Source organism: Paenarthrobacter sp. YJN-5 (genome assembly GCF_015040095.1).
Lineage (GTDB): Bacteria > Actinomycetota > Actinomycetes > Actinomycetales > Micrococcaceae > Arthrobacter > Arthrobacter ureafaciens.
Window position 1 is genome coordinate 1,376,986 of sequence record NZ_CP053544.1, and the last position, 25,862, is coordinate 1,402,847.

General features: G+C 63.8%; 27 protein-coding genes and 1 tRNA gene. 22 read left to right on the forward strand and 6 right to left on the reverse strand.

Translation table 11 applies throughout. From position 1 onward, the window contains the following. The first annotated feature begins 59 nt into the window (after positions 1-59). From HMI59_RS06520 to HMI59_RS06565, 10 genes are all read left to right on the forward strand, one after another. Positions 60-1,196: a GuaB3 family IMP dehydrogenase-related protein gene (locus HMI59_RS06520; RefSeq protein ID WP_021472481.1), complete on the forward strand. Its 1,137-nt coding sequence runs from the start codon at positions 60-62 to the stop codon at positions 1,194-1,196. Between the two features lie 212 nt (positions 1,197-1,408). Next, positions 1,409-2,218, forward strand: coding sequence for a hypothetical protein (locus HMI59_RS06525; RefSeq protein WP_227471554.1), 810 nt, complete (start codon positions 1,409-1,411; stop codon positions 2,216-2,218). A gap of 48 nt (positions 2,219-2,266) precedes the next feature. After that, complete coding sequence (locus HMI59_RS06530; RefSeq protein WP_193593170.1) at positions 2,267-2,899, forward strand: hypothetical protein; 633 nt, start codon at positions 2,267-2,269, stop codon at positions 2,897-2,899. Next, complete coding sequence (locus HMI59_RS06535) at positions 2,896-3,543, forward strand: hypothetical protein (protein ID WP_193593171.1); 648 nt, start codon at positions 2,896-2,898, stop codon at positions 3,541-3,543. The genes HMI59_RS06530 and HMI59_RS06535 overlap by 4 nt, the downstream gene beginning before the upstream one ends. 103 nt (positions 3,544-3,646) lie before the next feature. Then, a complete protein-coding gene (locus HMI59_RS06540; RefSeq protein ID WP_062097420.1) occupies positions 3,647-5,401 on the forward strand; it encodes a glycerol-3-phosphate dehydrogenase/oxidase in 1,755 nt (584 codons plus the stop codon). A 60-nt stretch (positions 5,402-5,461) separates the two neighbouring features. Further along, positions 5,462-5,950: a PTS sugar transporter subunit IIA gene (locus tag HMI59_RS06545; protein WP_021472486.1), complete on the forward strand. Its 489-nt coding sequence runs from the start codon at positions 5,462-5,464 to the stop codon at positions 5,948-5,950. 43 nt (positions 5,951-5,993) lie between these two features. Next, the gene (locus tag HMI59_RS06550; protein ID WP_193593172.1) at positions 5,994-6,893 is read left to right on the forward strand and encodes an SURF1 family protein; all 900 of its coding nucleotides are present in this window, start codon (positions 5,994-5,996) and stop codon (positions 6,891-6,893) included. Continuing rightward, positions 6,890-7,390 carry a DUF3817 domain-containing protein gene (locus HMI59_RS06555; protein ID WP_021472488.1) on the forward strand — a complete coding sequence of 167 codons (501 nt, stop codon included), beginning with the start codon at positions 6,890-6,892 and terminating at the stop codon, positions 7,388-7,390. Before HMI59_RS06550 ends, HMI59_RS06555 begins: the two co-directional genes overlap by 4 nt. A 123-nt stretch (positions 7,391-7,513) precedes the next feature. Next, positions 7,514-9,103, forward strand: coding sequence for a glutamine-hydrolyzing GMP synthase (guaA, locus tag HMI59_RS06560; protein ID WP_031216589.1), 1,590 nt, complete (start codon positions 7,514-7,516; stop codon positions 9,101-9,103). Positions 9,104-9,256: 153 nt separating this feature from the next. Next, positions 9,257-13,534, forward strand: a complete 4,278-nt coding sequence (locus HMI59_RS06565) for a DUF4011 domain-containing protein (RefSeq protein ID WP_193593173.1) — start codon at positions 9,257-9,259, stop codon at positions 13,532-13,534. Positions 13,535-13,537: 3 nt separating this feature from the next. Here HMI59_RS06565 and HMI59_RS06570 read toward each other — a convergent pair whose 3' ends face one another. From HMI59_RS06570 to HMI59_RS06580, 3 genes are all read right to left on the reverse strand, one after another. After that, positions 13,538-14,320: an RcpC/CpaB family pilus assembly protein gene (locus tag HMI59_RS06570; protein ID WP_084798125.1), complete on the reverse strand. Its 783-nt coding sequence runs from the start codon at positions 14,318-14,320 to the stop codon at positions 13,538-13,540. A 66-nt stretch (positions 14,321-14,386) separates the two neighbouring features. Continuing rightward, positions 14,387-14,653, reverse strand: a complete 267-nt coding sequence (locus HMI59_RS06575) for an FmdB family zinc ribbon protein (RefSeq protein ID WP_021472493.1) — start codon at positions 14,651-14,653, stop codon at positions 14,387-14,389. 153 nt (positions 14,654-14,806) lie between these two features. After that, the gene (locus HMI59_RS06580; protein ID WP_166183536.1) at positions 14,807-15,409 is read right to left on the reverse strand and encodes a 5-formyltetrahydrofolate cyclo-ligase; all 603 of its coding nucleotides are present in this window, start codon (positions 15,407-15,409) and stop codon (positions 14,807-14,809) included. Between the two features lie 134 nt (positions 15,410-15,543). On the opposite strand from HMI59_RS06580, the gene galU reads away from it, so the two are divergent. The 12 genes from galU (at position 15,544) to HMI59_RS06640 (ending at position 23,851) form a co-directional block, all read left to right on the forward strand. Further along, positions 15,544-16,449, forward strand: coding sequence for a UTP--glucose-1-phosphate uridylyltransferase GalU (gene galU, locus HMI59_RS06585; RefSeq protein ID WP_166183534.1), 906 nt, complete (start codon positions 15,544-15,546; stop codon positions 16,447-16,449). A 5-nt stretch (positions 16,450-16,454) separates the two neighbouring features. Next, positions 16,455-17,081 (forward strand): GNAT family N-acetyltransferase, encoded by a 627-nt coding sequence (locus tag HMI59_RS06590; protein WP_021472497.1) that lies wholly within the window; start codon positions 16,455-16,457, stop codon positions 17,079-17,081. A gap of 98 nt (positions 17,082-17,179) precedes the next feature. Further along, the gene (locus HMI59_RS06595; protein ID WP_370583573.1) at positions 17,180-18,103 is read left to right on the forward strand and encodes a hypothetical protein; all 924 of its coding nucleotides are present in this window, start codon (positions 17,180-17,182) and stop codon (positions 18,101-18,103) included. Positions 18,104-18,107: 4 nt separating this feature from the next. After that, positions 18,108-18,908, forward strand: coding sequence for an SDR family oxidoreductase (locus HMI59_RS06600; protein WP_193593174.1), 801 nt, complete (start codon positions 18,108-18,110; stop codon positions 18,906-18,908). Positions 18,909-18,946: 38 nt separating this feature from the next. Then, a tRNA-Ala gene (locus HMI59_RS06605) sits at positions 18,947-19,019 on the forward strand. Positions 19,020-19,128: 109 nt separating this feature from the next. Further along, complete coding sequence (locus HMI59_RS06610) at positions 19,129-19,575, forward strand: VOC family protein (RefSeq protein ID WP_166183530.1); 447 nt, start codon at positions 19,129-19,131, stop codon at positions 19,573-19,575. Between the two features lie 80 nt (positions 19,576-19,655). Continuing rightward, on the forward strand, positions 19,656-20,195 hold the full coding sequence (locus HMI59_RS06615) for a PadR family transcriptional regulator (RefSeq protein ID WP_062097411.1): 540 nt from the start codon (positions 19,656-19,658) through the stop codon (positions 20,193-20,195). 4 nt (positions 20,196-20,199) lie between these two features. After that, positions 20,200-21,906, forward strand: a complete 1,707-nt coding sequence (locus HMI59_RS06620) for an AarF/ABC1/UbiB kinase family protein (protein WP_193593175.1) — start codon at positions 20,200-20,202, stop codon at positions 21,904-21,906. A 34-nt stretch (positions 21,907-21,940) separates the two neighbouring features. Next, positions 21,941-22,471, forward strand: coding sequence for a universal stress protein (locus HMI59_RS06625; RefSeq protein ID WP_193593176.1), 531 nt, complete (start codon positions 21,941-21,943; stop codon positions 22,469-22,471). A gap of 29 nt (positions 22,472-22,500) precedes the next feature. After that, complete coding sequence (locus HMI59_RS06630) at positions 22,501-22,920, forward strand: CrcB family protein (protein WP_318255059.1); 420 nt, start codon at positions 22,501-22,503, stop codon at positions 22,918-22,920. Beyond that, positions 22,917-23,288 carry a fluoride efflux transporter CrcB gene (gene crcB / locus HMI59_RS06635; RefSeq protein WP_069695747.1) on the forward strand — a complete coding sequence of 124 codons (372 nt, stop codon included), beginning with the start codon at positions 22,917-22,919 and terminating at the stop codon, positions 23,286-23,288. Before HMI59_RS06630 ends, crcB begins: the two co-directional genes overlap by 4 nt. Before the next feature lie 32 nt (positions 23,289-23,320). Further along, positions 23,321-23,851 carry a ferritin gene (locus HMI59_RS06640; RefSeq protein WP_031216600.1) on the forward strand — a complete coding sequence of 177 codons (531 nt, stop codon included), beginning with the start codon at positions 23,321-23,323 and terminating at the stop codon, positions 23,849-23,851. An 11-nt stretch (positions 23,852-23,862) separates the two neighbouring features. On the opposite strand, the gene corA is transcribed toward HMI59_RS06640, so the two are convergent. From corA to HMI59_RS06655, 3 genes are read right to left on the reverse strand one after another with little or no spacing between them, the layout of a single operon-like run. After that, on the reverse strand, positions 23,863-24,858 hold the full coding sequence (gene corA, locus HMI59_RS06645; RefSeq protein ID WP_021472507.1) for a magnesium/cobalt transporter CorA: 996 nt from the start codon (positions 24,856-24,858) through the stop codon (positions 23,863-23,865). Positions 24,859-24,868: 10 nt separating this feature from the next. After that, complete coding sequence (locus tag HMI59_RS06650) at positions 24,869-25,294, reverse strand: DUF1761 domain-containing protein (protein WP_021472508.1); 426 nt, start codon at positions 25,292-25,294, stop codon at positions 24,869-24,871. Positions 25,295-25,304: 10 nt separating this feature from the next. Beyond that, complete coding sequence (locus tag HMI59_RS06655; RefSeq protein WP_021472509.1) at positions 25,305-25,817, reverse strand: Lrp/AsnC family transcriptional regulator; 513 nt, start codon at positions 25,815-25,817, stop codon at positions 25,305-25,307. Positions 25,818-25,862: the final 45 nt, after the last annotated feature.

A 25,862-nucleotide genomic window follows, 5' to 3' on the forward strand; every position in this document is an offset into this window, starting at 1 on the left:
AACCGCGCGGCGTGCCGGGCGGTGCCTGGTTACGGTAGGGGTCCAGTAGAGTTGTAGCCGTGACTTATGAGATTGAGATTGGCCGTGGCAAGCGTGGGCGTCGTGCCTACTCCCTGGATGACATCGCGATCGTTCCGAACCGACGGACGCGTGACCCGAAGGACGTCTCGGTCTCCTGGCAGATTGACGCCTACAAGTTCGACATGCCGGTGATTGCCGCTCCCATGGACTCCGTCATGTCCCCTGAAACGGCCATTGCCCTTGGCCGGCTGGGTGGCCTTGGCGTCCTTGACCTTGAAGGCTTGTGGACCCGTTACGAGGACCCGCAGAAGGTCCTCGACGAAATTGCCGGCCTGGCCGACGAAACCAGCAGCCCCGCTGTCACGCGGCGCATGCAGGACCTCTACCAGGCTCCCGTGCAGCCCGAACTCATCAGCTCCAGGCTTGCCGAGATCCGCGCAGCGGGAGTAACGGTTGCCGGTTCACTCACGCCGCAGCGCACCCAGGAGCACTACAAGACCGTGGTGGCTGCCGGCGTCGACATCTTCGTCATCCGCGGCACCACAGTCTCGGCCGAGCATGTCTCCAAGAACCACGAGCCCCTGAACCTCAAGCAGTTCATTTACGAACTCGACGTTCCCGTGATCGTGGGCGGCGCGGCCGGCTACACCCCGGCGCTGCACCTTATGCGCACGGGCGCTGCCGGTGTCCTGGTCGGTTTTGGCGGCGGTGCGACGACCACCACCCGGCGTGCGCTTGGTATCCACTCGCCCATGGCCTCAGCCATCTCCGATGTTGCTGCCGCCCGACGGGACTACATGGACGAATCCGGCGGACGGTACGTCCACGTCATCGCCGACGGCGGCATGGGCAGCTCCGGGGACATCGTCAAGGCGATCGCCATGGGCGCCGACGCCGTGATGCTCGGCAGCGCGTTGGCACGTGCCGAAGAGGCCCCCGGCCGCGGCTGGCACTGGGGCCCGGAAGCACACCACCTTGAATCACCGCGTGGGGATCGCGTCAACGTGGGAACCGTCGGTCCGCTGGAGGAAGTCCTGTTCGGACCGGGTCACCACACCAACGGCACGTCCAACCTCATCGGAGCACTCCGCCGGTCCATGGCCACCACGGGCTACTCGGACTTGAAGGAGTTCCAGCGCGTGGATGTTGTGGTTTCGCCCTACGAAGGCAACTGATTTCCTGACGTGAAACGCCCCTGCTGGTCCCGGTCGACACGGGGGCCGGCAGGGGCTTTTTTCGTTGCCCGGGGAAGTTCTCCCCATCGCGTTGTGTTGCCCCGGCACGTAGTCTGGCAGCCGAAGAACTATTGCTGTCATGAATCGGGGGAAGTATGGCGCCGGGAATCTACGGGGCAGACATTGCACAACTGAGGTCTCTGTCAAAGGTGATGGGAACATCGGGGAACACGCTGGCCAACCTCGAGCTCAACATCAACGGGATCGTGGCCTCGGCCGCCTGGAAGGGCGCGGACGGCGATCGGTTCCGCGCTGACTGGTCAAGCAAGATGCGGCCCATGCTGCACAAGGCCAGCGAATCCTTGCGAACCCAGGCAAAGGCCCTCCTGGTCCAGGCGGATGAACAGGAGCAGGCCAGCCGGACAGGCTCCGGAACGTCGCCCGGCCAGGGCCCGACGCCGGCTCAGCCGTCCACGCCCTTCACCCCCGTGGTGGATGCCAACGGCAACACTGTCTACCAGTCCTTGAACTTTGCGGCTTCCGGCGGCGGCTTCATTGCTGACGTCCTGCTGAACAGGATGGCCCAGGGCGGCCTCCTGTCCCGGATGCCGTGGAGCGTCCTCGGTGCACAGTACGGGCAGATGCCGGGCCTGGGCTATGTGAGGGGCACCCAGCTGCTCAATGGCCTGTCCATGGTGGGCCGCGCCGCCGGTGTCCTGAGCGTTGTAGGCGGCGTTGCCCAGTTCGCCGACGGGTACATGCGCGGCGATGGATATGCCATGGCCGATGGTGGCATCACCACGGTCCTGGCCGCCGGCAGCTTCGTGCCCGTGGTGGGTCCCTTCTTTGCCGGGGCAAGCCTGGCTTGGGCGGGAATGGGGTTCCTCGCCAAGGGGCTCGGCTATGGATCCACCTCGGAAATGGTGGTGGACGGGGCCAAAGCCGTGGCCGGCGCAGTAGAGGACGGAGCCCAAGCCATTGCGGACGGAGCCAAGAAGGTGTGGGGCTGGCTCGGTGGTTGACCGGCAGTCCTGGGATAGCGTTGTACAGACGAACAACATGAGGATGGCATGACACAGACAGCAAACGTGGACACACTGCGACTGACCGATCACGAACTCCTGGCGTTGCTTGCCATGAACCCCACGCCCGCCGCGGAAAGATCCCGGGAGCTGTTCCGCCTTGCAGGTGTGAACCACCAGGACGTGCTGGAGCAGGCGGGAATCACCACCCTCCTTGTGCGTGGCCTGGCGGAGGTTGCCGGCGAGGACATCGTTCCCGTGGACAAGGGAGCCATTGTGGCTGCCGTGGTCTCTACCGCAGACGAGTGGCTGGAGATGGCTTTGGTGACGCCTACCAGCGACCATGTGCTGTTCATTGCGGGTTCGGAGCAAGGCGCCGTCCTGCTGAACCTCAGCCGTTACGGGGTTCATGAGATCCAGCCGGTTGATTCGCGCTCAGGGATGCTGTCACTGGGTGTTGCGATCGCCAAGCAATACTTGGTGGACGGCCCTGACGGACTACCCGCAGCCGCGATGATCAAGCACCACCGGGCCGGTGGTGAGCCTTTGGTCGCCAACCTCAAGGCCGGTGAAGACGGCAGTTGGACACTTGCTGAGGGCGACGGCGACAATCCGCCTACCCGTCAGGTGCCCGCAACCGAGGCCCTTGCTTCCTTCGAGGCCGCGCTGACCTTCGCATGAGTCAACAGTTCCACTCTCCTGGGCACCAATCCCGGCAATACCCCCTGGATTACTGGCTGTCCCGTGATGTCGCCCGGGCCACCCCGGAAGGCACGCAGTCGGTATTGCGAAACATGGCCTGGAACCAAGGCCAGTGGCGTGGCCTCGCCGTCGCTTGTGGCGGAAGCGGGGCCGCGCTGCTGGCGGCAGCACTGCTCATCCTGATCCTCGGCGGCCCGGCCGTTGGGATAGTCCTGTTCGCTGTGGCCGGGCTCGTCCTCCTCGGCTGTGCCGTGCTTGCGTTGCAAAAGCTGCGCGGCGTGCCCCGTATCAAAGCCGTGATGCAGTCCAGGGCGCCCGGAAGATTTTCCTCCGGGCTCGGGCTGGCCGCCTTCCTGGCCGTGGTGTTTGGCATCGGGCTGTTCCCGGTTGTGGCCCCGTTGCTTCAAGGAGGACCACTCCAAGTCCTCGCGTTCGTGGCGGCCTACGCATTGATGCTGGTCGTCACTGTGAGCCTGTTCGCGGTCCCTGCCTTCTTCTCCGAACACGCACGCGAGCACTTCCGCAGGCGCATCGACGCCGATCCGCAACTGCGCCGATACCTGGAAGAAATGGCCCTCACGTGGCAGGACAACCAGGGCGGCAGGTCATTCGGCCCGCTGTAGGGACCGGCGCCTCCAAGGATCTCCGGGAAACCGGCACTGCCGCGGGCGGCGGCCAGCCAGTAGGGTAGTGGACTACCAGCTGTTGCGTTTGAGGAGGAGTCCGATGAGCAATATCGCAGGCGGTTCGCAGGTGAATTCTGCGGGAGCCCTGAGTCCCGAATCCCGTGCCGCATCCATTGAAGCGTTGAAGGCCACTGCCGAGGCAGGCAAGGAACTGGACATCCTGATTGTCGGCGGAGGCGTCGTGGGCGCCGGCGCCGCGCTTGATGCAGTGACCCGTGGCTTGACGGTGGGCATCGTCGAGGCACGCGACTGGTCATCGGGCACGTCGTCGCGATCCTCCAAACTCATCCACGGCGGCTTGCGGTACCTTGAGATGCTGGATTTCGCCTTGGTGCAGGAAGCGCTCCAGGAACGCGGACTCCTGATCCAGACCATTGCACCGCACTTGGTCCGCCCCGTGCCGTTCCTGTACCCGCTGACGCGGCGCTTCGTCGAGCGGCCCTACGTCGGCGCCGGCATCATGCTCTATGACACCCTGGGCCTCACCTCCGGTCACAGCCGTGGCGTGCCGATGCACCGGCACCTCACCAAGCGCGGCACTCTTCGTGCAGCTCCCAGCCTCAAGGACGACGCGTTCGTGGGATCCATCCGCTATTACGACGCGCAGGTGGATGACGCGCGATTGGTGGTCAACGTCGTCCGGACCGCCGCGCACTACGGAGCCCATGCTGCCAACCGGCTACGCGTGGTGGACTTCCTCCGCGAGGGTGAGCGCGTGGTCGGCGCCAAGCTTGAGAACCAGGAGGACGGCGAGGTTTTCGAAGTCCGGGCCAAGCAAGTGGTCAATGCCACGGGCGTCTGGACGGACGAGACCCAGGCCATGGTCACCGATCGCGGCCAGCTCAAGGTCCGGGCATCCAAGGGGATCCACCTGGTGGTTCCCCGCGACCGTTTCCAATCAACCGTGGGTCTCATCCTGCGCACGGAAAAGTCGGTCCTTTTCGTTATCCCCTGGGGTCGCCACTGGATCATCGGCACCACTGACACTGACTGGACGCTGGATAAAGCGCACCCCGCAGCTTCCAGCAAGGACATCGATTACGTCCTGGAGCACGTCAACCGTGTGCTGAAGCGCCCGTTGACCCGTGAGGATGTGGAGGGCGTCTATGCCGGGCTCCGGCCGCTCCTCGCCGGGGACAACGACTCGACGGCCAAGTTGTCGCGGGAGCACGTCGTGGCGCATCCGGTTCCAGGGCTCGTGGTGGTTGCCGGCGGTAAGTACACCACGTACCGGGTCATGGCCAAGGACGCCGTGGACGAGGCCACCCGGGCCATGGACGAGCGGGTCCCGCCAAGCTGCACGGATACCATTCCGCTGCTCGGAGCCGAAGGCTTCAAGGCAGCGTGGAACCGGCGCGCACGTTCAGCGGAGGAAGCCGGAGTCCACGTGGCACGGGTGGAGCACCTGCTGAACCGTTACGGCTCCATGACAGCCGAGGTACTGGATCTCATTGCGCGGCAACCGGAATTGGCGGAGCCGCTGCCCGGTGCGGACGATTACCTGGCAGCCGAAGTGGTCTACGCAACCACCCACGAAGGCGCACGACATGTACACGATGTCCTGACGCGCCGGACCCGGATATCCATCGAAGCCTGGGACCGGGGTGTGTCCGCCGTTCCGGTAGTCGCTAAGCTGATGGGAGAAATCCTCGGCTGGAGCGACACCCAGCGCGAAAGCGAAATCAAGCATTACTTGGCAAGGGTGGAAGCCGAAAGGCTCAGCCAGGAGCAGCCGGACGACGAGTCAGCGGATGCGGCCCGCATGGGAGTCGATGACATCATGCCCCTTCGCTGACATTCGCTTGGCTCCGCCGGGGGACTCTGGCCGGGAGGCCGCATCTGGAGGGAACAGGACTTGGCAGAACCACTTGACCGGTATGACGCGGAACTCACAACGCCGCAGACCGTCATTCTTGAACTCGTTGCCGAGGACAAGAATGACGCTGCGGCGCAGTTGGCCGGGAAGCTTTATGAAGCAGGCAGGATTACGGACCTCGACGGGTTCCTGAAGCAGGTTCAGTCGCGTGAACACCAGCTGGCCACCGGACTTCCCGGCGGCATCGGACTTCCGCATGCGCGCAGCGAGTTCGTGGACCGGATCTCCATCGCCGTTGGCGTCACCAAGTTCGGGCACGCCCTGGACTTCGGTGCCACCGACGGTCCCGCCACCGTCATCCTCCTGATCGCCACCCCTGCAAGTTCCTTCTCCGACCATTTGGAAGTCCTTGCCACGTTGGCGAGGTCACTGTCCAAGGAATCTTTCCGGGAATCCTTGCGCCGGGCCCACGACACCGAAGTCATCGCAGAGCTCATCAACTCCTCCCTGGTGTTCTTCGACCACTGACCCCGTTTCGTTGTTCTACAGCCGGACGAAGTACGGTTAAGGGGTGTTGAAAACTGCGTTGAAACCCCGCTGGATCGCAGGATTGGTCTTTGCGCTCCTGCTCTCCGGGGTTTTTGTGCTGCTCAGCCAGTGGCAGCTCAGCCGTTCAGCACAGCACGAACCGGCCACACCGTCCTCCATCGAGGAAGTCAAACCCCTGGTGGACGTCCTGAAGCCGGGGCAGTTCTTCCCCGGTTCGGTGGAAGACCAGATGGTCACAGCCACCGGCAGCTATGATCCGGGCAAGCAGGTGCTCGTCGAAGGCAGGCTGTACGACAACCGCAAGGGCTACTGGATCGTTACGGCCTTGGCCGTGGATAACGCTCCCAAGCTCAGCGGAGCAGCGGCCTCACCCCAAACCTGGATACCTGTCGCACGCGGTTGGGTGGCCGAACCCGACCAAGCCGGACCGCCGCCGTCGGGCCCCCTGACGTTGACCGGCCGCCTGCTGGCCTCTGAAGCACCGCTGCCCAATGTCGACGCCGGTCCAGGCCGGGCATCGGCGGTTTCCGTCGCGGAGCTCATCAACAAATGGGACGTTTCCAGCTACCCCGGTTTCGTCGCAGCCACCGCTGAATCGACGCCTACGGGCCCGGTTCCGGCGAACGAGGCCGTGAAGGCCTTGAACATCCCGGCCCAGCCGCCTGCCACGCAGATCAACTGGTTGAACTTGTTCTACTCGGTTGAGTGGGTGGTGTTCGCAGGCTTCGCCCTGTACATCTGGTGGCGCATGGTCGCCGATGACTACCGTCGGGACCTTGAGGGCGACGAGTTCGACGGTGACGACTTTGACGACGACTTCGACGACGGCGGCCCTCACCACAACGGCGAAGCGCACCACAGCGACGAACCGGCCGTCCAGGAATCCCAGCACTCTGAACCAGAACATAAGGTACAGCCATGATTGAACCCAAACCGGCCATCCAGCCCGAACAGTCCGGACCCAAGCCCAAGAAGCGGCGGTTCGGCGGAACCGAAGCGCAGATCCGTTCGGCCCTGAAGTTCTACAAAGTGATGGCTTACCTCACCGGTGCCATGCTCCTCCTGCTGTGCGCAGAGCTGGTGGCCCGCTACGCCTTCGGTGTCTCGCTGTTCGCCGGCGGGACAAACGCCGTGACCGGCCAGCCGTTCGGTTTCGGATTCGCCCAGTCTGAACCGAAGGGCGTCATTGGCGGATTCAACATTTCCACCACGGTGCTGATCGTCCACGGCTGGATGTACGTGGTGTACCTGGTTTCCAACTTCCGGCTGTGGTCGCTTATGCGGTGGCCGTTCTCCAAGCTGATCCTGTTGGCGCTGGGCGGTGTGGTCCCGCTCCTGTCCTTCATCGTGGAGAAGAAGTTCCACGCGCAGGTAGAGGCGGAACTCGCGGCCAACCCGAAAGCTTCAAAGCGGTACTGAAAACATCGTCCGTCCGCCGGGTGGTGTGAGATCGCTTACGGTGGGCCCTTTTTCGGCTCTATATGACCGTCAGGGGCCTTCCCCGGCGTGCGCCGGGGCGGCCGGGCAAAGTAGTCTTGTTTGGTGACTACTCCCACCGCACCCCAGACTTCCCAGAAGCCGGTGCTGGTTGTTGACTACGGTGCCCAGTACGCGCAGCTGATTGCCCGCCGCGTCCGCGAAGCAAATGTGTATTCGGAAATTGTTCCGCACACCTTCACCACCGAGCAGCTTCTGGCCAAGAACCCGGCAGCCATCATCCTCTCCGGCGGACCGTCCAGCGTGTACGCGGATGGTGCCCCCAAGGTTGACGCTGACCTCTTCGATGCCGGCGTTCCGGTTTTTGGCATCTGCTACGGCTTCCAGGCCATGGCGAACGCACTGGGCGGAAAGGTAGCCCGCACGGGCCTGCGGGAGTACGGCGCAACCGAAGCGTTGCTGGTGGGCGATGCCCGCTCCATCCTTGACGGCGTTCCCGCCACCCAGAACACCTGGATGAGCCACGGTGACTCCGTCCACGAGGCCCCGGAAGGCTTCGAGGTGCTCGCAACCACTGAGGGCGCCCCCGTTGCAGCGTTTGCCAATGACCAGAAGCGCCTTTACGGCGTGCAGTGGCACCCCGAGGTCAAGCACTCCGTCCTGGGGCAGCACGTCCTGGAGAACTTCCTCTTCAAGGGCGCGGGCCTGACGCCCAACTGGACCACCGGCAACATCCTCGAAGAGCAGGTGGAACGCATCCGCCAGCAGATCGGGGACTCGAAGGTCATTTGCGGCCTTTCCGGCGGCGTCGATTCCGCCGTGGCCGCAGCCTTGGTCCAGCGTGCCGTGGGGGACCAGCTGACCTGTGTCTTCGTTGACCACGGTCTGCTGCGCGAAGGTGAAGCCGAGCAGGTGGAGCGCGACTTCGTTGCAGCCACGGGCGTCAACCTCTACGTTGCCAACGAACAAGAGCGTTTTCTCAACGCACTGGCCGGCGTCAGTGATCCGGAGACCAAGCGCAAGATCATCGGCCGTGAGTTCATCCGGGCCTTCGAAGAAGCGGAACGGGCCATCATTGCCCAGGCCGCGGCCGAGGGTGAGAAGATCAAGTTCCTCGTGCAGGGCACCCTGTACCCGGACGTCGTCGAATCCGGCGGTGGCGAGGGCGCAGCCAACATCAAGAGCCACCACAACGTTGGCGGGCTCCCGGAGGACCTGCAGTTCGAGCTCGTTGAGCCGCTGCGCGCCCTCTTCAAGGACGAGGTACGCGCCGTTGGCGCACAGCTCGGCCTGCCCCAGGAAATCGTTGGCCGCCAGCCGTTCCCCGGCCCCGGCTTGGGTATCCGGATCGTCGGCGAAGTCAACAAGGAACGGCTTGACCTCCTCCGCAAGGCCGACGCCATTGCCCGCGCCGAGCTGACCGCTGCCGGCCTGGACAACGACGTTTGGCAGATGCCGGTGGTGCTGCTCGCAGACGTCCGCAGCGTTGGCGTGCAGGGCGACGGCCGGACCTACGGCCACCCCATCGTCCTGCGCCCGGTGTCCTCCGAGGATGCCATGACGGCAGACTGGTCGCGCTTGCCGTATGACCTTCTGGCCCGTATCTCCAACCGCATCACCAACGAGGTGGATGGCGTCAACCGCGTAGTGCTGGACGTGACCAGCAAGCCGCCGGGAACCATCGAGTGGGAATAGCATCGTAAATGGCCGGTCTCCTTTTGGGAGGCCGGCCATTGCGTTATTCAGGGGCCGGCCTGAACATGGCGGCACCCACGAATTGTGGTCGATTTTTTCCCCGGCCAGTGTCGTGAAGCGGGCTGGCAGGGTATTCCCGCTACCCTCGAAAGTATGCCGGTATGGTCCAAGGCGTCTAAAGCTAGTACAGAAAAGAAGGCAGAAGTTGTGTCAGTAAGTCAAGGCCACGAGGACGGCTCCGAAGAGCTCCGGAAATGGCTGTCCGGACTTAAGCCCGTCACTGGTGCGGACACGATGCTGCGTTTCGTCAAGACGCCCGAAGGCGCCATTGATCTCAGCAACGCCCATCCATCCGGACTGGCGCAGTTGTTGGCGGGGCGCAGAACGCGCCTGTCCACGCTGATCCGGGACAGGCAGCAATACATTGTTGCAGCCCGTGCTGCCCGGAACATCCGCTCAAAGATCTTCGAGCTGGGCAACGACCGCGGCATTGAAGCAGGTTATCTGTCGGCCGGCACTGTGGTGTGGACATCGGCCGTCGGTGGGAAGCCGCAGCGCGTTTCGGCTCCCGTGATGCTGACGTCCATTGCTCTCACTGTTCGTCCGGGCGAGGACGACTTCGAACTGCAGTTGACCGAACAAGCCCGCATCAACCCGGCCTTGGTGCGTCATCTCAAGAATGTTCACGGCATCGTCTTCGACGTCAACGCTGTGGCACGCATGGCCTACAACACCGCGCGGCTGGATCCCCAACCGGTCCTCGACCGCCTTGCCACGCTCGTACAGCCCATCCACGGTGCCGAGGTGGAGTTCAACCTCTTGGTCACCACGTTGGCCGACCTTTCGGGCAACCTCGATGATCCGTGGATCAACATGAACAACCCCATCGTCGCCGCGCTGGCAGCGGCCGCAAATGGTGCCGATATTGAACCGGAGCCCATCAAGGCCGGGCGTTTCCCCAGCTTGGATGAACGCGATCCCGCCGATGAGCTTCTGCTGTTGGATGCCGATACCGACCAGCAGTACGTCGTGGACGCCGTCCGCGCCGGTGACTCCCTGGTGGTCAGCACGCCTCCCGGCAGCGGCCAAACCCAGACCGCCATCAACGCGATCGGCGCCCTGGTCAGCGAAGGCAAGTCCGTGCTGGTGGTTGGCGAACGTCAATCCAGTGTTGCGGGCCTGGCTGCACACTTGGAGTCCCTCGGCCTGGATTCCATGCTTTTCCGGCCCGGCAACGGCACCACGCCGCAGCAATTGAAGGGCCAGTTGGTCCGTGCAATCATGCGGAACGAGAAAGCCCTGGAGCCGCAGCTCGGCAACCTGCATGCCACGTTGACCGGCCACCGGCATGCCCTGGTGGACCATGTTGCCTCGCTGCACAACGTCCGTGAACGGTGGGGGTGCTCCCCATACCAGGCCATGCAGTCGCTGGCTGAGCTGACGTCCATCCACCCGGCACCGTCCACCACCGTTCGACTCAAGCGCAGCGTGCTGGACAACATCAAGGACCGCGAGGAGCTGGCGGGCCGTTTGCGCCGCGCCGCGGAGCTTGGCAGCTTCAGCCGGGCATCGACGTCGAGCCCTTGGTACGGGGCCCGGCTCCTCACCCGCAAGGAAACCGAAGAGGCCCGGCAGCTGGCCCAAGTGGCGGAAGAGAAGCTTCCTGTTCTCCGGGAGCGCATGAAGCAACTGGCGGACCACGCAGAGATCCGCTTGGGCGATACCTTCGCTGAGTGGGGCACGCAGCTGGAACTGCTGATCGCGGTGCGCGAGAGCCTGGACAAGTTCACCCCGGATATTTTCGACCGTCCGGTCCATGACCTGATCTCGGCCACGGCCACCTCGGCCTGGCGGCGGGAACGCAACATCGAGATGCCCTCCATGCAACGTTCCAGGCTGCGCCGTGTGGCCAAGGAATACGTTCGTCCCGGCGTCCACATAGCTGATCTGCACAGCTCGCTGGTCCTCGTCCAGGAGCAGCGTGCCCTGTGGGCTGGCTACGCCACAACGCAGAGGCATCCCGCTGTACCGTCGGGTCTTGCGGATCTGGGCGCGCTTTACCGTGAATTGGAAGGCGAACTGCAGCGTCTGGGGGAGGCGTTGAAGTACACCTCTGATGGCGGCTCCCTGCACAAGACGCCCTATGAAGAGCTGATGGAGCGGTTGGAACGTTTGGTGGCCGATACCGCCACCTTGGAGACGCTGCCCGAACGTACCCTCCTCATCGAACAGATGCGCGAGCACGGCCTGGGTGAGCTCCTGGCAGACCTCGCTGCGCGCGAGGTGCCCGCCGAATCCGTGGCCGCTGAGCTGGATCTGGCCTGGTGGCAGTCCGCTCTGGAAGCCATGATCAGCGGGGACGATTACCTGGCCATGTCCGACGGCGACTCCCTGCGCAAGCTGGAAGCCGAGTTCCGCCTCGCCGACCAGGCGCACATTGCCAGTGGGGCCGCCCGATTGCGGTGGCAGCTCGCGTCCAAGTGGCGCCAGGGGATCGTGGAACATCCGCGCCAAGCCGAACTTCTCCGTGCTTTGCTCAAGGACGGCAGGGTTACCTTGCCTGCCCTGAGCGCACAGGCGCCGGACCTGGTTCCGCGCTTGGTCCCGGTCTGGTCGGTCAGCCCCTACCTTCTCACCGGGGTTCTTCCGGCCGAGCAGAAGTTCGACGCCGTGGTGATCATCGACGCCGAATCGACGTCCCTCCAAGCGGTGCTCCCGGCTATTGCCCGGGCCCGTCAGGTGGTGGCTTTCGGTGACGCGAAGATCGCCAATGCGCGGACGTTCAGCGTGGCCGTGGAACCTCCGGTTGCCGGGGTAGCCAGCCACGAAGCCGTGGACAGCGCCTTCAAGGCACTGGCACGGATCCTGCCAACGTGGCAATTGAACTGGGTCTACCGTGCGGTGGACGAGGACCTGGTCCTGCAGCTGAGCAAGAACTATTACGACGGCGGACTTCGGCGGCTCCCCGACGGCAGCTCCGTAACGGGCCTGGACCGCTCCATTGTGGTGGAGTACATTCCTGACGGCACCGGCCTGCCGGGAGCCGACCATGAGGGCGTTGAATCCGTCGCAGCCGAGGTGAACCGGGTAGTTGACCTGGTCTTCGAACACGCCCGCCTGCGGCCCCGCACCTCGTTGGCTGTTGTGACGGCCAGCCTGCGCCACGCGGCCCGGATCGGCGAGGCCATCAGGCTGCAGTTGCCCAACCACCCGCTGCTGCAGACCTTCTTCGGTGCTGGACCGGAGTCCTTCCGGGTGGTTGACCTGGAGCGGGCGCAGGGCCTTGTGCGGGATCACGTGATCTTCTCGCTCGGCTATGGTCGCACGCCGCACGGCCGTGCACTGCACTCCTTCGGTCCGTTGTCCACTGAGGGTGGGCGGAACCGCTTCGCGTTGGCCATGACCCGGGCCAGGCGCTCGATGCACGTCCTGAGCTGCTTCCGCCCGGAGGACCTGGACCTGGACCGGCTTTCGCATGGTGCGGTTGATTTCTACGAACTGCTGGATCGCGAGCTTTCGGGTAACAGCAATCTGGGTACACCCGCTTCCCGCGCGGTGGCCAGCGAACAGGCCCTGGGTGAAGATCCGCTGGTTGCCGACCTCGGTGAGAGATTGCGGGCGAGGGGAGCCCGGGTATGGCATCTCTACGATGGCGTCCTGGATATTGCCGCAGCCGCCGATCCCGTGCACACCATCGGCAGGGAAGGCGCGGAGATTCCTACCCCCGTGGCCATCGAGTCGGATGGTACGGAACGGTACCGCCGGATGAGCGTCCGTGAGCGCAGCAGGCTCCGCCCGCAGTTGCTCGAGCGGATGGGATGGCGCTACATGTCCTTGTGGACCATCGAGGTTTTCACCGATCCCTCCTCCTGTGCCGATCGGATCGGCTCCTACTTGGGGCTTGAAAACCACGTTCCGCAGCCGGCGACTGCGCCCCACCATGGTTTCCTGGACATGGATGTAGAACAATTGGACTTGCGTGACGTCCAGCCCTCCTACATTCGCTCATCACCGGCAGCTCCGGTGGGCGTTGCGTCAGGGTCCGCAACCGGTGACGGGAAAGAAGCGACCGTGAACCCGGCTGAACCCGGCGCGAAGAGCCAGGATGTGGCCAAAGCCAAGGGCAGCGACGAATCCGGAAGCGACGAGTCCGGAAGCAAGGGGAGTACCGACGGGATGGCCAAGGCAACGGACGATGATGAAGGCAACGCAGACGCTACCGGCATGACGGAAAGCACGGAAAAGGAAGAACCGGAAGTGGATAGTGAGGCACCCGAGGACGCCAAGGGAAAGCGTGCTGCGGCTAAGCCCGCTGCTGAAGGCGTCCTGCCGAATAAGGCGGCCGAAGATGATCCGCGCCGATGGGGTGACGAACCCGGCTATGACCATGACCAATGGCTGAAGGAGCAGAAGCCCCCGCACTGGGGCTGACGTTCATTCTGCGGTGTCCGGTGGGCCGGATTGGGGTCCATGCACCAACATAAAGAAAAGCTTGCCGTGCGTTGAAGCGCCGGCAAGCTTTTCTGCTTGCTGGGGGTCTGCGGCTACCACTACCAGCCCATCCGCTTCGGATGTCCCCGGCCATTGACCGGGGGCATCGCCTTGGGCTGAGGTCCACAGCACAGGAACGGCCCCTGCCAGCACGTCATGGCGTGGGGAAGATTCGGATGCCTCGGTGGCCGAGAGGATGACCGAGATGAGCTGCCCGGGCGAGAGTAAGCGAATTGATGCCGGGTCGGCCATTCGGAGCGGGACGGCGGCCGACCCCGACGGTGCACCGGTGAGCAATCCCGGACCCAGGAAGCTGGTCTCGGTGGGGATTTGGCCTTTGGCCAGTGGTGCAGCGAGTTGGCGGCCCTGAAGACGTGCAGGGTCCTGGATGGCTCCGGGGAAGGAAGCGCTCCGGGGTACGCCGGCGGTGATGAAGTCTGCTTCAGAGACGCTGGCGCCGACCGGGAGGTCCCGGGCCGAAACCACTATGCTGACCTGTTGCTCGGGAACTGGAGTAAGTTGCTGGACGGCGATTCCGGTGGCCAGGCAGAGCAGCAGGGCCACTGTCAGGCGCCGATGCCTGGCTCCAAAGGAAGCGGCAGTGGCTGTCCAGCGCTGCCCGTGACGGCTTGGGTCTGTTGTACGGGTGGTGCCCCGATGGCGGCGGGTCCCGAAGGGCGTTTGCCTGGTGCGGAAGCGCGGTGCGGAGGGTGGCTTGAGTGGCATATGGCCACGCTAGCCAAGGGGTCCGGCCGCAGGGGAGCGGCCGGAAGCCCTATGTGGATAAAGCGATCAGCTGGCGGCGGCAGCAGGCGCAGGAGTCGCAGCGGGTGCCGGGGTCGCGGGAGCCGAAGGAGCGGCCGAAACCGTGCTTCCCTTGGAATCGCGGGAATCCGTGCGGTAGAACCCTGAGCCCTTGAAAACGACGCCGACGCTGTTGAACTTCTTGCGAAGCGCACCCTTGCACTCCGGGCACTCCGTCAGGGAACTGTCCGAAAAGGACTGCACGATGTCAAAGGCATGGTTGCAGTCTTTGCAGGCGTATGCGTAAGTGGGCACTGAATTCCTCCTTCAGAACAAAGTTCAGGTCCGGCGGCGGCGAGGGGAGGATAACCTCCCTTAGCAGTCGCAGGGCCTGAGTGCCAATTCTATCATCCCGTGGATTCCGCCCGTCGACCGGTCGTTATCTGTGCGGGATACCACGGCATATAACTACCGGCCGAGCCGGACAATTCCCGAGGGCGTCAGAACCTCCGTAACCGGCTGGTCAAAAGCCTCGGCGGGAATAGCACCGGACGGCAACACGTCGTCGTCGTACGTCACCGCTATGGTGCGCGGCCGCTGCGCCGAAGCCTTGAGGCCTTGGAGGAAACGGTCATAGTATCCGCCGCCCTGGCCGATCCTGTTGCCATCGCCGTCAACGGCAGTCGCGGGCATGAAGATGCCTGCCGCGTCCGCTCCTGCCACCGCACTGGTAAGCCTCTCGCCCTCGGGCTCATCGATGGGGGCGTAGGAGGACCTGACGAAGGTGGTTTCCGGCGTCCATTCCACCCAGCTCATCGTGCGCCCGGGCTCGCAGACGGGCAACAGGATCCTGTGCCCCTCCTGATGCAGGGCCTCAATCAATGGCAGGGTTGGCGGCTCGAAGGCCACGCCCAAGTAGACGGTAAAGGTGGCCGGGGACCCGCCTGAGACGTCCTTTGCCCAACTCACCCCGTGCCGTGCCAGCGCCTCTCCGGCCGCGGCAATTTGTTCCGGCGTGCGGTTTCGCCGCTGCAGCCGTCGGGCGCTGCGGATTTCTTCCTTGGATTCCATGTCCGTCCGTTTCGTCGAAGTGGTCCGGCGGGCCGGGCAGCGCTGCCCTTGCCGGACGTGAACGTCAACAGATTGTGCACACCCGCACGGCGGGGGTTTACCTTTTGACGTGATCCTTCCGTTAGATTAGTCCGGTGACTCACCATAACAATGCTGTCCGTAAGGCCGTCATCCCCGCAGCGGGTCTCGGTACCAGGTTCCTTCCTGCCACGAAGGCAATGCCGAAGGAAATGCTGCCCGTAGTTGACAAGCCCGCCATCCAGTATGTGGTCGAAGAAGCAGTCAAGGTCGGCTTGCACGACGTCCTCATGATCACCGGCCGCAGCAAGCGTGCCTTGGAGGATCACTTCGACCGTGTGCCGGCGCTTGAAGCCACGCTTGCGGAGAAGGGGGACACCACCAAGCTGGAGGCGATCCAGTCCGCCACCAACCTCGGGGACATCCACTACGTCCGCCAAGGCGATCCCAACGGTCTGGGCCATGCTGTGCTCCGTGCAAAGCAGCACGTGGGGCACGAGCCCTTCGCCGTGCTCCTCGGTGACGACCTCATCGATCCCAAGGACGACCTCCTGAGCGAAATGATCGCCGTGCAGCAGAAGACCGGCGGCTCAGTAGTTGCCCTGATCGAGGTGGAGCCCTCCAAGATCAGCGCCTACGGTTGTGCCGACGTCGAAGAAAACGACGAAGACGGCTACGTACGCATCAAGCAGCTTGTTGAGAAGCCGTCCCCGGAAGAAGCACCCTCCAACCTGGCCGTGATTGGCCGGTACGTCCTGCACCCGGCAGTGTTCGATGTCCTGGAAAACACCGCTCCCGGTCGCGGCGGCGAGATCCAGTTGACCGACGCCCTTGAGGTACTGGCCCGTGGAGAAGGCGAAGGATCCGGCGTCTATGGCGTGGTCTTCCGCGGCCGCCGTTATGACACCGGGGACAAGCTGAGCTACCTCAAAGCCTGCATCGAGCTTGCTTGCGAGCGTGAAGACCTCGGTCCCGAGCTTCGCGACTGGCTGCCGGACTTCACGGCTTCCCTGCCCAAGTAACTGCGGTGTACGGCTCTGCCATCTGGCCGGTAACGCTGGAAAGCGGAGACCTCGTACTTCGGCCAATCCGGTACCGCGACAAGCGGGAGTGGTCCGAGGTCCGCTCGCGGAACAGTGAATGGCTCGCGCCGTGGGAGGCATCCAATCCGGCTCCGGGCGGACGGCTCCCAAGCTACCGCCAGATGGTGGCGTCACTTAATGACCAGGCGAGGCAGGCTACCGCACTGCCTTTCCTGATCACCGAAAGGACTCCCGGTTTCCGCGAGCCGCGCATCGTGGGACAGCTGACCGTCTCCTCGATCGTTTGGGGATCGGCGATGATGGCCACGCTGGGGTACTGGGTGGACAAGGACCGCGCCGGCCGCGGGATTGCCCCAACGGCGGTGGCTATGGCTACGGATCATTGTTTCCGCGCGCTCGGATTGCACCGGATGGAGATCAACATCCGTCCAGAGAACGGGCCCAGCCTGCGCGTGGTGGAAAAGCTCGGATTCCGGGACGAGGGCTACCGGCAGAGGTACTTGCACATCAACGGTGAATGGGCGGACCACCGGTCCTTCGCGCTGACGTCCGAGGAAGTGCCGCAGGGACTTCTGCGAGGTTGGCTGGAACGAAGAACGGGCAGGTCATAGGCCGTTTTTCCCGTTCGCGGCCATCATTTGGGGACTCGCAAGCGACACACCGCAGGCAATGCCGCAGCACCTGACGATTTGCTTCTACGGTTTTGAATGTGGACTTCCCTCTCAGCAGCTCAGTGATACTCGTTGTCACTGTTGCGCTGTGGATGGTGTGGGTGGCGCCCTATGTTCTTCGGAGCAAACGGACGCAGGTCCAAACGGCCACCGTGCCGGGTGACGTATTCGAGGACAAGCCAGACGAAACGCAGGCAGGGGTGGTCTTTACCGTGGCACCTCAGCAGGAGAAACCGATGGAGACCATGCACAGCAAAGCACAGGCGTCGCCCCAGGAATCCCGTGTGGCTGAGTCGTCTCCCCGGGCTACGCCCAGTACGCCGTTTACCATCCGCTACGCAAGGTTGACCCTTGCCCTGGCCGGTTTGATATTGCTGGTCACTGCCGCCGTCTCGGGGGTGTTCACCCTCTTTGGCCAAGGCTCCTTCTGGTTGCCTTTGGTGTCGTTCATCGGTGCCGTCCTGGCCGTGGTCGTCTTGCGGAAGCTGGCCCTGCGTGATCTCCGTGAACGGCGCGCCCGCCGCACGGCACAGGCCACGCGGATTCCCACGCCGGCCAGGTACCTGCCCAAGGAGCCCATTAGCGAGGCCAAGGAAACTCCCGTTTTTGATGCGGAAGCGGACAAACCGGAAGCGCCACGGCTTTCTGCCTTGGAACTCCGGCAAGCGGCACTTGCAGTTGCCGTGGCAGCAGGTGATAAGACGGCAGAAACGTCCGCCGGGAACGAGGGAACTCCCTGGGAACCGGTTGAGATCCCCAAACCCACGTACGTGGGCGCGGCCAAGGCGAACCGTCCCGCCCCCGAGCCCTTGGACCTGCCTGAGGCCCCCAAGCCGGTGGGCAAGCCTGTGCTCAAGCAGGGTGCCGTCCAGCAGGAGTCTGCAGGGCCGGCCCGTACCGCCGTCAAGGGACAGAGCGCCCTGAGCAACCTCGACGACGTCCTCCAGCGCCGGCGCGCCTAGGCCAATGGCGGTTCTTTGCGTTGCGGGCGGAACCGGTCAGGTTGGTCGCGAAGTCGTTCGGCTCGCCTTGGAAGCAGGCCACACCGTCAGGGTGTTGAGCCGCCACGTGCCGTCCCCTGGATCGTCCACGCATCACGACGGCGCCACCTACTTCGCGGGCGACGTCACCACCGGTGTTGGCTTGGATGCCGCAGTGGCGGGTGCCGACGTCGTGATCGACTGCCTGGAGGGGCAATTCGGCAAGGCGCGGAAGCAGTTCGCCGACGGCGGTGCCCGGCTTGCTCAGGCAGCGCGCGATGCCGGGGCGGGCAGGGCCGTGGTGTTGTCGATCATCAATTGCGATCGCAGCACGTATCCCTACTACGTATCCAAAGCTTCAAAGGAGCGGGCCTACGCCGACTCCGGGCTGGAGAGCGTAGTGGTGCGGGCCACCCAGTTCCACAGCCTGGTGGCAATGGTCTTTGGAGCCGGTTCCCGTTTGGGGCTGATCCCTGTCTTCAAGGGCGCGAGGTTCCAGACCATCTCCCCGGCGGATGCGGCCAAGGCAGTGCTGGAAGCAGCGGAGGGGCCGGGGCAGGGGGCGGGTCATCACGTGCGGACTGTCGGCGGGCCGGAAGTGCTCAGCATGCAGGAGTTGGCGGTGTCTTGGAAGGCAGCCACTGGCTCGCGGGGCAAGCTCATCCACGTACCGCTGCCCGGAGCGATGGGCCGTTATTTGCGGGCGGGCTTGAACCTGGTGCCGGAGCAGAAGTACGGCCGGGAGACGTTCGTGTCGTGGTTGGAAAACGGTCGGAAAACTTTATAGCCTAGGGACACTGGCCGCGCCGCAAGGGCGCAGGTTCGGGGGCTATAGCTCAGTTGGTAGAGCGCTTCGTTCGCATCGAAGAGGTCAGGAGTTCGAATCTCCTTAGCTCCACACATTTTCTCCATCCCATGGCTATCAAGCCCGGATTCTTCGTCTCATGGCTCCAGCGGTTCTCAGGCTGCCTTAACGAACGCTCCCGGCCTGGGCTAGCCTTGGCCGCATGTCCTTCGTAAAACACTTCGACCACGTCGGAATCACCGTTGCTGACCTCGATGGAGCCATAGCCTTCTTTGAAAGCCTGGGCCTTGGACTTGAGGGCCGCATGCACATGGAGGGTGAATTCGTTGACACGGTGATCGGCATCCCCGGTTCCCGCAGCGAGATTGCCACTCTGCGGGCTCCTGACGGTGGAACGGGTGTGGAACTGTCCTCGTTTACCCAGCCCGGGCACGAACCCGGTTCGCCCGCGGCCATGTCCAACCATCTCGGGCTGCGGAACGTCGCATTCGAGGTGAACCACCTTGATGCCGCCATTGAACGCGTGGGTTCGGCTGGCTATGGACTCATCGGCGGCGTTGGCCGGTATGAGGACATGTGGCGCATGGCCTACATACGGGGTCCTGAAGGAATCATCGTGGCGCTGGCGGAAAGAATCGATCAGGGCTGACCAGCCATTGTCCCTCTAATGCCCCGGGTATAGCGTTAGCTATCGTTCAGTATCGTTCGCGATCTTCCGAGGTGGGCATCATGCGTGATTCATTCCCCGCAAGCGGGTTCATGGGAAACAATTTCGACGGCGTATGGCAAGCGGTGGAGGACTTCAAGTCCCGCTTTGAAAAGCGGGCAGGAAGCCGGGCGGGCCGCGGCGAACTGCGGACGGCCATCCTCGCGCTTCTGGCCGAGCGGCCCATGCATGGATATCAAATCATCCGGGAAATCGAGGAGCGCAGCGGCGGTAACTGGAAGCCCAGCGCGGGCTCCGTGTATCCGACACTGCAGTTGCTGGCGGATGAAGGTTTCGTCAGTGCCGAGGAATCCAACGGCCGCAAGATTTATTCACTGACCGAGGCCGGCCGGGAGGACGTCGACAGCACTGAAACGTCGTCGTTGTGGGGCAGCGGGGCGGAGGCCGGGCCCGGGTTCGGGGCGTTGCCCAAGGCCGGCATGGAATTGGCCCAGGCTGCGGCCCAGGTTGGTCGTTCCGGAACTCCCAAGCAGGTGCAGGAAGCTATTGCCGTCCTGGAGGACGCCAGACGCCGGATCTACACCATCCTCGCCCGGGACTGAGGGGGTGGCATCGGTTAGGGGAAGCCGGTCTGTCCAGTCGCCCGGTTTCGGGAACACGCGTGCCCGGTACCGCCGCATCCTGCGTTTCGCGGCGTGGCACCTCGCTGTTACGTGGTGGTTCGAGCTTGCGTTGCCCCGGCTTGGCTTGCGGAGGATTCCGGAACGCAACCGGGCGAGGAGAATGCAGCAGTTCGCCCGGCGGTTCCATGTGCTGGCTGTGGAACTTGGTGGCCTGATGATCAAGGTGGGGCAGTTTATGTCCTCCAGGCTGGATGTCCTTCCGCCCGAGATCACAAAGGAACTCGAAGGGCTGCAGGACGAGGTGCCGGCTGTTCCTTTCGATGAGATCAGGGCACTGGCGGAGGCCGAGCTGGGGACGCCACTGGAGGCGGTCTTTGCCTCCATTGACGAGGTCCCTCTTGCTGCAGCTTCGCTGGGGCAGGCCCACCGTGCTGAACTTCGTGCCGCCGATCGGGAGGACACCGGGTTGGGCAGCGTCGTCTTCAAGGTCCAGCGGCCTGGTATCGACAAGATCGTGGACGTGGACCTCGCCGCATTGCGGAAGGTGGGTGGCTGGCTAAGCCGGATCCGCCTGGTAGCCAGCCGTGCCGACGTTCCCGCGATCATTAAGGAATTCGCCCAAACCAGTCTTGAGGAAATCGACTACCTGAATGAGGCAGCCAACCTCGAGCATTTTGCCGCGGATTTCGCAGGCGATGGCCGGGTGGCTGTCCCGGGCGTGGTGTGGGAGCGGACGTCGCGCCGGGTACTCACGCTGGAGGATGTCACAGCCATCAAGATCACCGACGCGAACGGGCTCCGTTCCGCCGGAATCGACCCTGCGGAAGTCGCACCCGTCTTTGCATCGGTCATGTTCGACCAGCTGTTCACCAACGGCTTCTTCCACGCAGATCCGCATCCGGGCAACATCTTCGTTACCCCTGCCGGCGATACGGCGGCAGAACACCCTTGGAAACTGACCTTCATCGACTTCGGAATGATGGGGCAGGTGCCTCCGAAGACACGCGGCGGCCTGCGGAAGCTGCTGATTGCGGCGGCCGCGAGGGACGGAAAAGGACTGGTGGCCGCCATTAGCGATATTGGTGTACTGGTTCCATCCGCAGATACCCGTACTCTGGAACGGGCCATGACGCAGCTGTTCGCACGCTTTGGCGGTATGGGGTTTGCCGAGCTGCGTGAGGTGGATCCACGGGAATTCCGCCAGTTTGCCGTGGAGTTTGGAGACGTTGTTCGTTCCTTGCCCTTCCAGCTGCCGGAGAATTTCCTCCTTGTCATCCGCGCCATGTCCCTGACCTCCGGGGTTTGCAGCTCCCTTGATCCGAGGTTCAACCTCTGGGATTCCGTGGAACCCTACGCCGCCGGCTTGCTGCGTGAGGAGCGCGGCAACTTCGCCCGGGACGCGGCCTCGCAGGCGCTTGAGATCGCAACGGTGGCCGTCGGCCTCCCCAAGCGTCTGGATGCCGTCCTCACCCGTCTGAATGAAGGTGCCGTGGAGGTGGCCGATCCGCGGGTGGAGCGGCAGTTGGCGAGGCTTGTCCGTCTTGGCCAACGCGGTGTTGCTGCTCTGGTTTTCAGTGCCCTGCTGCTCGCCGGAGCCCTGGTGCGGGCAGCGGACAGCGGGCTTGGCAACGTCCTGATGATCCTTTCTGTCCTGCCTTTGCTCTTCGTCCTGAAGCCGCCGCGTCCCTGACAGCGGGTCCTGCAAAGCGCCGTAGACTTTCCCTGTGACCGAGACCCCTGCAGCGCGTAACGAGCCAGGGCTTGGGATGTCAGGCCCGGTTGTGGTGGGCGTCGTTCCCGGGCAGAGCGCGCAGGTTCTCGGTGCCGCCGCGGACCTTGCTGCTGCGGCGGGCCTTGAGCTAAGTTGCGTTTTTGTCGATGTCACGGCCTACCGCGTGGACGGTCCGGCGGGGCGGCGGCTGGCTCCCATAGACCCCGATGGCGTTGATGACACCGCAGGCCTGCTGCCGGAGTCCTTGGAGAAGATTCTTGCTGCTGTGCTCAGGGGCAAGGGTGTCACGTGGTCCATGGAATGGTTGTCCGGCGAACCGGCCCACGCGCTGGCACAACACGCCAAGGCGATCGGTGCCTCCCTGATCGTCGTCGGCGCGAGGGAGCGGAAACCAGGTTCGGCCATCAAGGAGTTCGCAGGTGGGTCCGTCGCGCGGCACCTGGTGCACCTGCAGGATCGGCCGGTCGTGGTGGTGCCCGTGCCCCCGGACAACATGGACCGGCTGACGGGCTCGGGGGAGTGACCCGGCCGGTCCACCTCAATTGGAGGTTTGTGGGTCTCGTGGCTGCCGGAGGAGTGCTGGGAGCCCTGAGCCGTTACGGGCTGGGGCTGGTCATCCCCTCACCCGACAGGTGGCCGCTGCCTACGCTGATCATCAACATTACGGGGGCGTTGGCACTGGGCGCCCTGTTGGAGGGACTGTCCAGGAGAGGGCCCGACGCCGGTCGTCGCCGTGTCCTGCGCCTCGCCTTGGGCACGGGTTTCCTTGGTGCTTACACCACGTACAGCACCTTGGCGCTGGATACAGTGCATCTGATGACCTCCGCTGACCTGGCCGGAGCTGTGTGGTACGCGGGGGCCACCGTTGTTGGCGGCGCCGCGGCGACTATCGCGGGCATCTGGTTCGCCGCCAGGCAGCATCGCAGGTCCCTGGCCCGTGGACGCCCAGGGGATGGCACGGTGGAGCCATGACGGTGGTTTTCCTTGCGCTCGCCGGCGGCGTGGGCGCGGCGGTGAGGTTCATTGTGGACGGCCTGATCCGGAGCAGGCTGCGCACGGCGCTGCCGTGGGCCACCATCCTGATCAACGTTTCCGGGTCCTTGGTCCTGGGGTTCGTGGGCGGGCTGGTGGTGCGCGGCCACGCTCCGGATTCGCTGCAGCTGGTTCTTGGTACCGGTTTCCTGGGTGGTTACACCACGTTCAGCACGGCCAGCGTTGAGACGATCAGGCTGGTGCAGAGCGGGCGCACGGGGTTGGCCTTGACCAATGCCGTGGGATCTTTGGTGGCTAGTGTCGGGGCGGCCGCTGTGGGCTTATGGATTGCGTTCGCCTTGCCCTGAAAACTGTGGCGACGCGGTTGTAGGATCAGGCCATGGCTAAGAATAGATTCACTGAGTTGTTGTCCGCCCAGGTCGCCAATGAGTTCGCGGCCTCGCAGCAGTACATCGCCGTGGCCGTGTACTTCGATGGAGAGGACCTGCCGCAATTGGCGCGCCACTTCTACCGCCAGGCTTTGGAAGAACGCAATCACGCCATGATGATGGTCCAGTACATGCTGGACAGGAACCTGCGCGTGGAGATCCCGGGCGTAGCACCGGTGCGCAACAATTTCGCCAATGCTAGGGAACCGATCGAGTTGGCCCTGCAGCAAGAAAAGGAAGTGACCCGGAACATCGAGGAAATGTTCCGGGCGGCCCGTGCAGAGGGTGACGCCCTCGGTGAGCAGTTCATGCTGTGGTTCCTGAAAGAGCAGGTCGAAGAAGTGGCATCGATGACGACGCTGCTGAACATCACCGAGCGTGCCGAGAACCTGTTCGACATTGAGAACTACGTGGCTCGCGAGGCCGTGGGCGACGGCGGGCACGACTCCGGAGCGCCATCAGCGGCAGGCGGTGCCCTCTAGCCGAGGGTACGTCAGAGCCACCCCTTGCGCTTGAAGATCACGTACATCAGCAGCGCTGAGCCAACCATGAACGCCAACGCCATGGGGTAACCGAAATCCCAATGCAGTTCCGGCATGACGTCGAAGTTCATGCCGTAGACGCCGGCCACAAACGACGGGGCGAAGAAGATCGCAGCCCAGGATGAGATCTTCTTGACCTGCTCGTTCTGGGCGGCGCTGGCTTCATTCTGACGGTTCGCCGTGAGAGTGCCATCCAGCGTGAGGGCGTTCTGCAGGATGTCCCGGAAAGAGTTGGCCCGGGAAATGAGGTGCTGGGCATGGTCTTCGACGTCGCGCAGGGAGCGCTGGAGTTCAATGTCCACGCCGTACTTTTCGAACCCCTTTTCCAGGAGCGTCATCATTTCGGGCAGTGGGTGGATGGCACGCTGGAACTGGATGACTTCACGGGCAAGTTCATAGATGCGGCGCGAGACCTTGGTGTCGCCGCTGAAGAGTTGGTCCTCGATTTCGTCGATGTCGTTCTCGAGGCCGGCGACTACCGGGCCATAGTCATCCACCACCTGGTCCACGAGGGCGTACAGCACTGCTTCCGGCCCGTGCCTGAGGAGGTCGGGCCTGCCCTCCAAGCGTTTGCGGACCTGCGCGACGCCCGCCGTTTCGGCGTGCCGGATGGTCACCACGAAGTTCGGTCCGGTGAAGACGTGCAACTCCCCGAACTCCACGGTTTCGGTGTGGTCCACATACCTCGCAGGACGAAGCACGGTGAAGAGGTTGTGGTCGTACCTCTCGAGTTTGGGGCGCTGGTGCGCGGACACAGCGTCCTCCACGGCCAACTCATGGAGCCCGAATTCCGCGGCGACGCCCGCCATCTCCTCTTGCGTTGGACGGTAGAGCCCAATCCAGGCCATGCCGCCGTGCCGGGCAAGTGTTTCGAAGGTCTGCTCCAGGCTCGCGGGGGTGGCGGTGCGGACACCGTCCACATAGACGGCGTTATCGATGATGGTCACTGGTGGAAAGCTACTGGATGGCTCCGATGATGGCACCCGCGATGGCCAGGGCCAGCACGTCATGACCGGAGTCGATCAAGGTCACAGCGGACGGCCGACCGGCAAAACCGTTGTGGATCACGTGGCCGCCTGCCCGGAAGATCAGGCCGATGATGATGCCGAGGAAGGCTCCACCCCAGAAGGTGTTCGCGTCCAAGGCGCTGATGAACACTGCCAGGAGAATGCTCGTGATGGCCGAGGCCAACATCATGGGGAGCCAGATGCCCGCTCCGCCTTCGATGTTCTTCAGGTCGTCTTCGGTCTTGCCGATGGCTTCCATCCACTTGCGTCCCAAAACCGCCGGCATGTACCAGACGAACCCAACCACCATGCTGGAAATGAAGGCCAGAAGCACGGCGAGCCAGTTGATGTCGGAAATGTGTGAAAGCCAGTCCATACCCAAAATCTTAGGTCCCGGAACCGTTCTGTACGTGGTCCTGCCGGCCGCGTGTTGGGGCTGCCATCCGGCTGATCAAGGGTTCAGTGCGGTAGGGGATATGGGTGTGCAGGGCAAGGACAGTCTCCGTGCGGATGACGCCCTTGGTGCGGAGCACGGATCGAAGCGCCGACTGGAGGTTATGGGTGTCTGTTGCCACTACCCGGCACCAAAGATCGCCTCGTCCGGAGATCTCGTGAACCTCCAAGACCTGGGGGATGAGGCGCAAGGCTCCGATCACGCCGTCGAGTTCTCGGTGTGTCACTTCGATGGTCACGAAGGCAACCACGTCATAGCCGACCTTCTCGAGGTCCACTTCACGGCCTGCGGCCTGCAGCACGCCGGAACGCAACAGCCTCTTGACCCTGCTCTGCGCCGTGTTCCTGGCGATGCCGAGGGTGTCGCTGAGCTCTGCTATCTGGATGCGGGGGTCCTTGATGAGCTCCAGCAGGATCCGCAGATCCATGGGGTCCAGGCTGTTCAAATGATCACTCCGGCTCACTTGGGTCCTAATACTTTGATGTTTTCG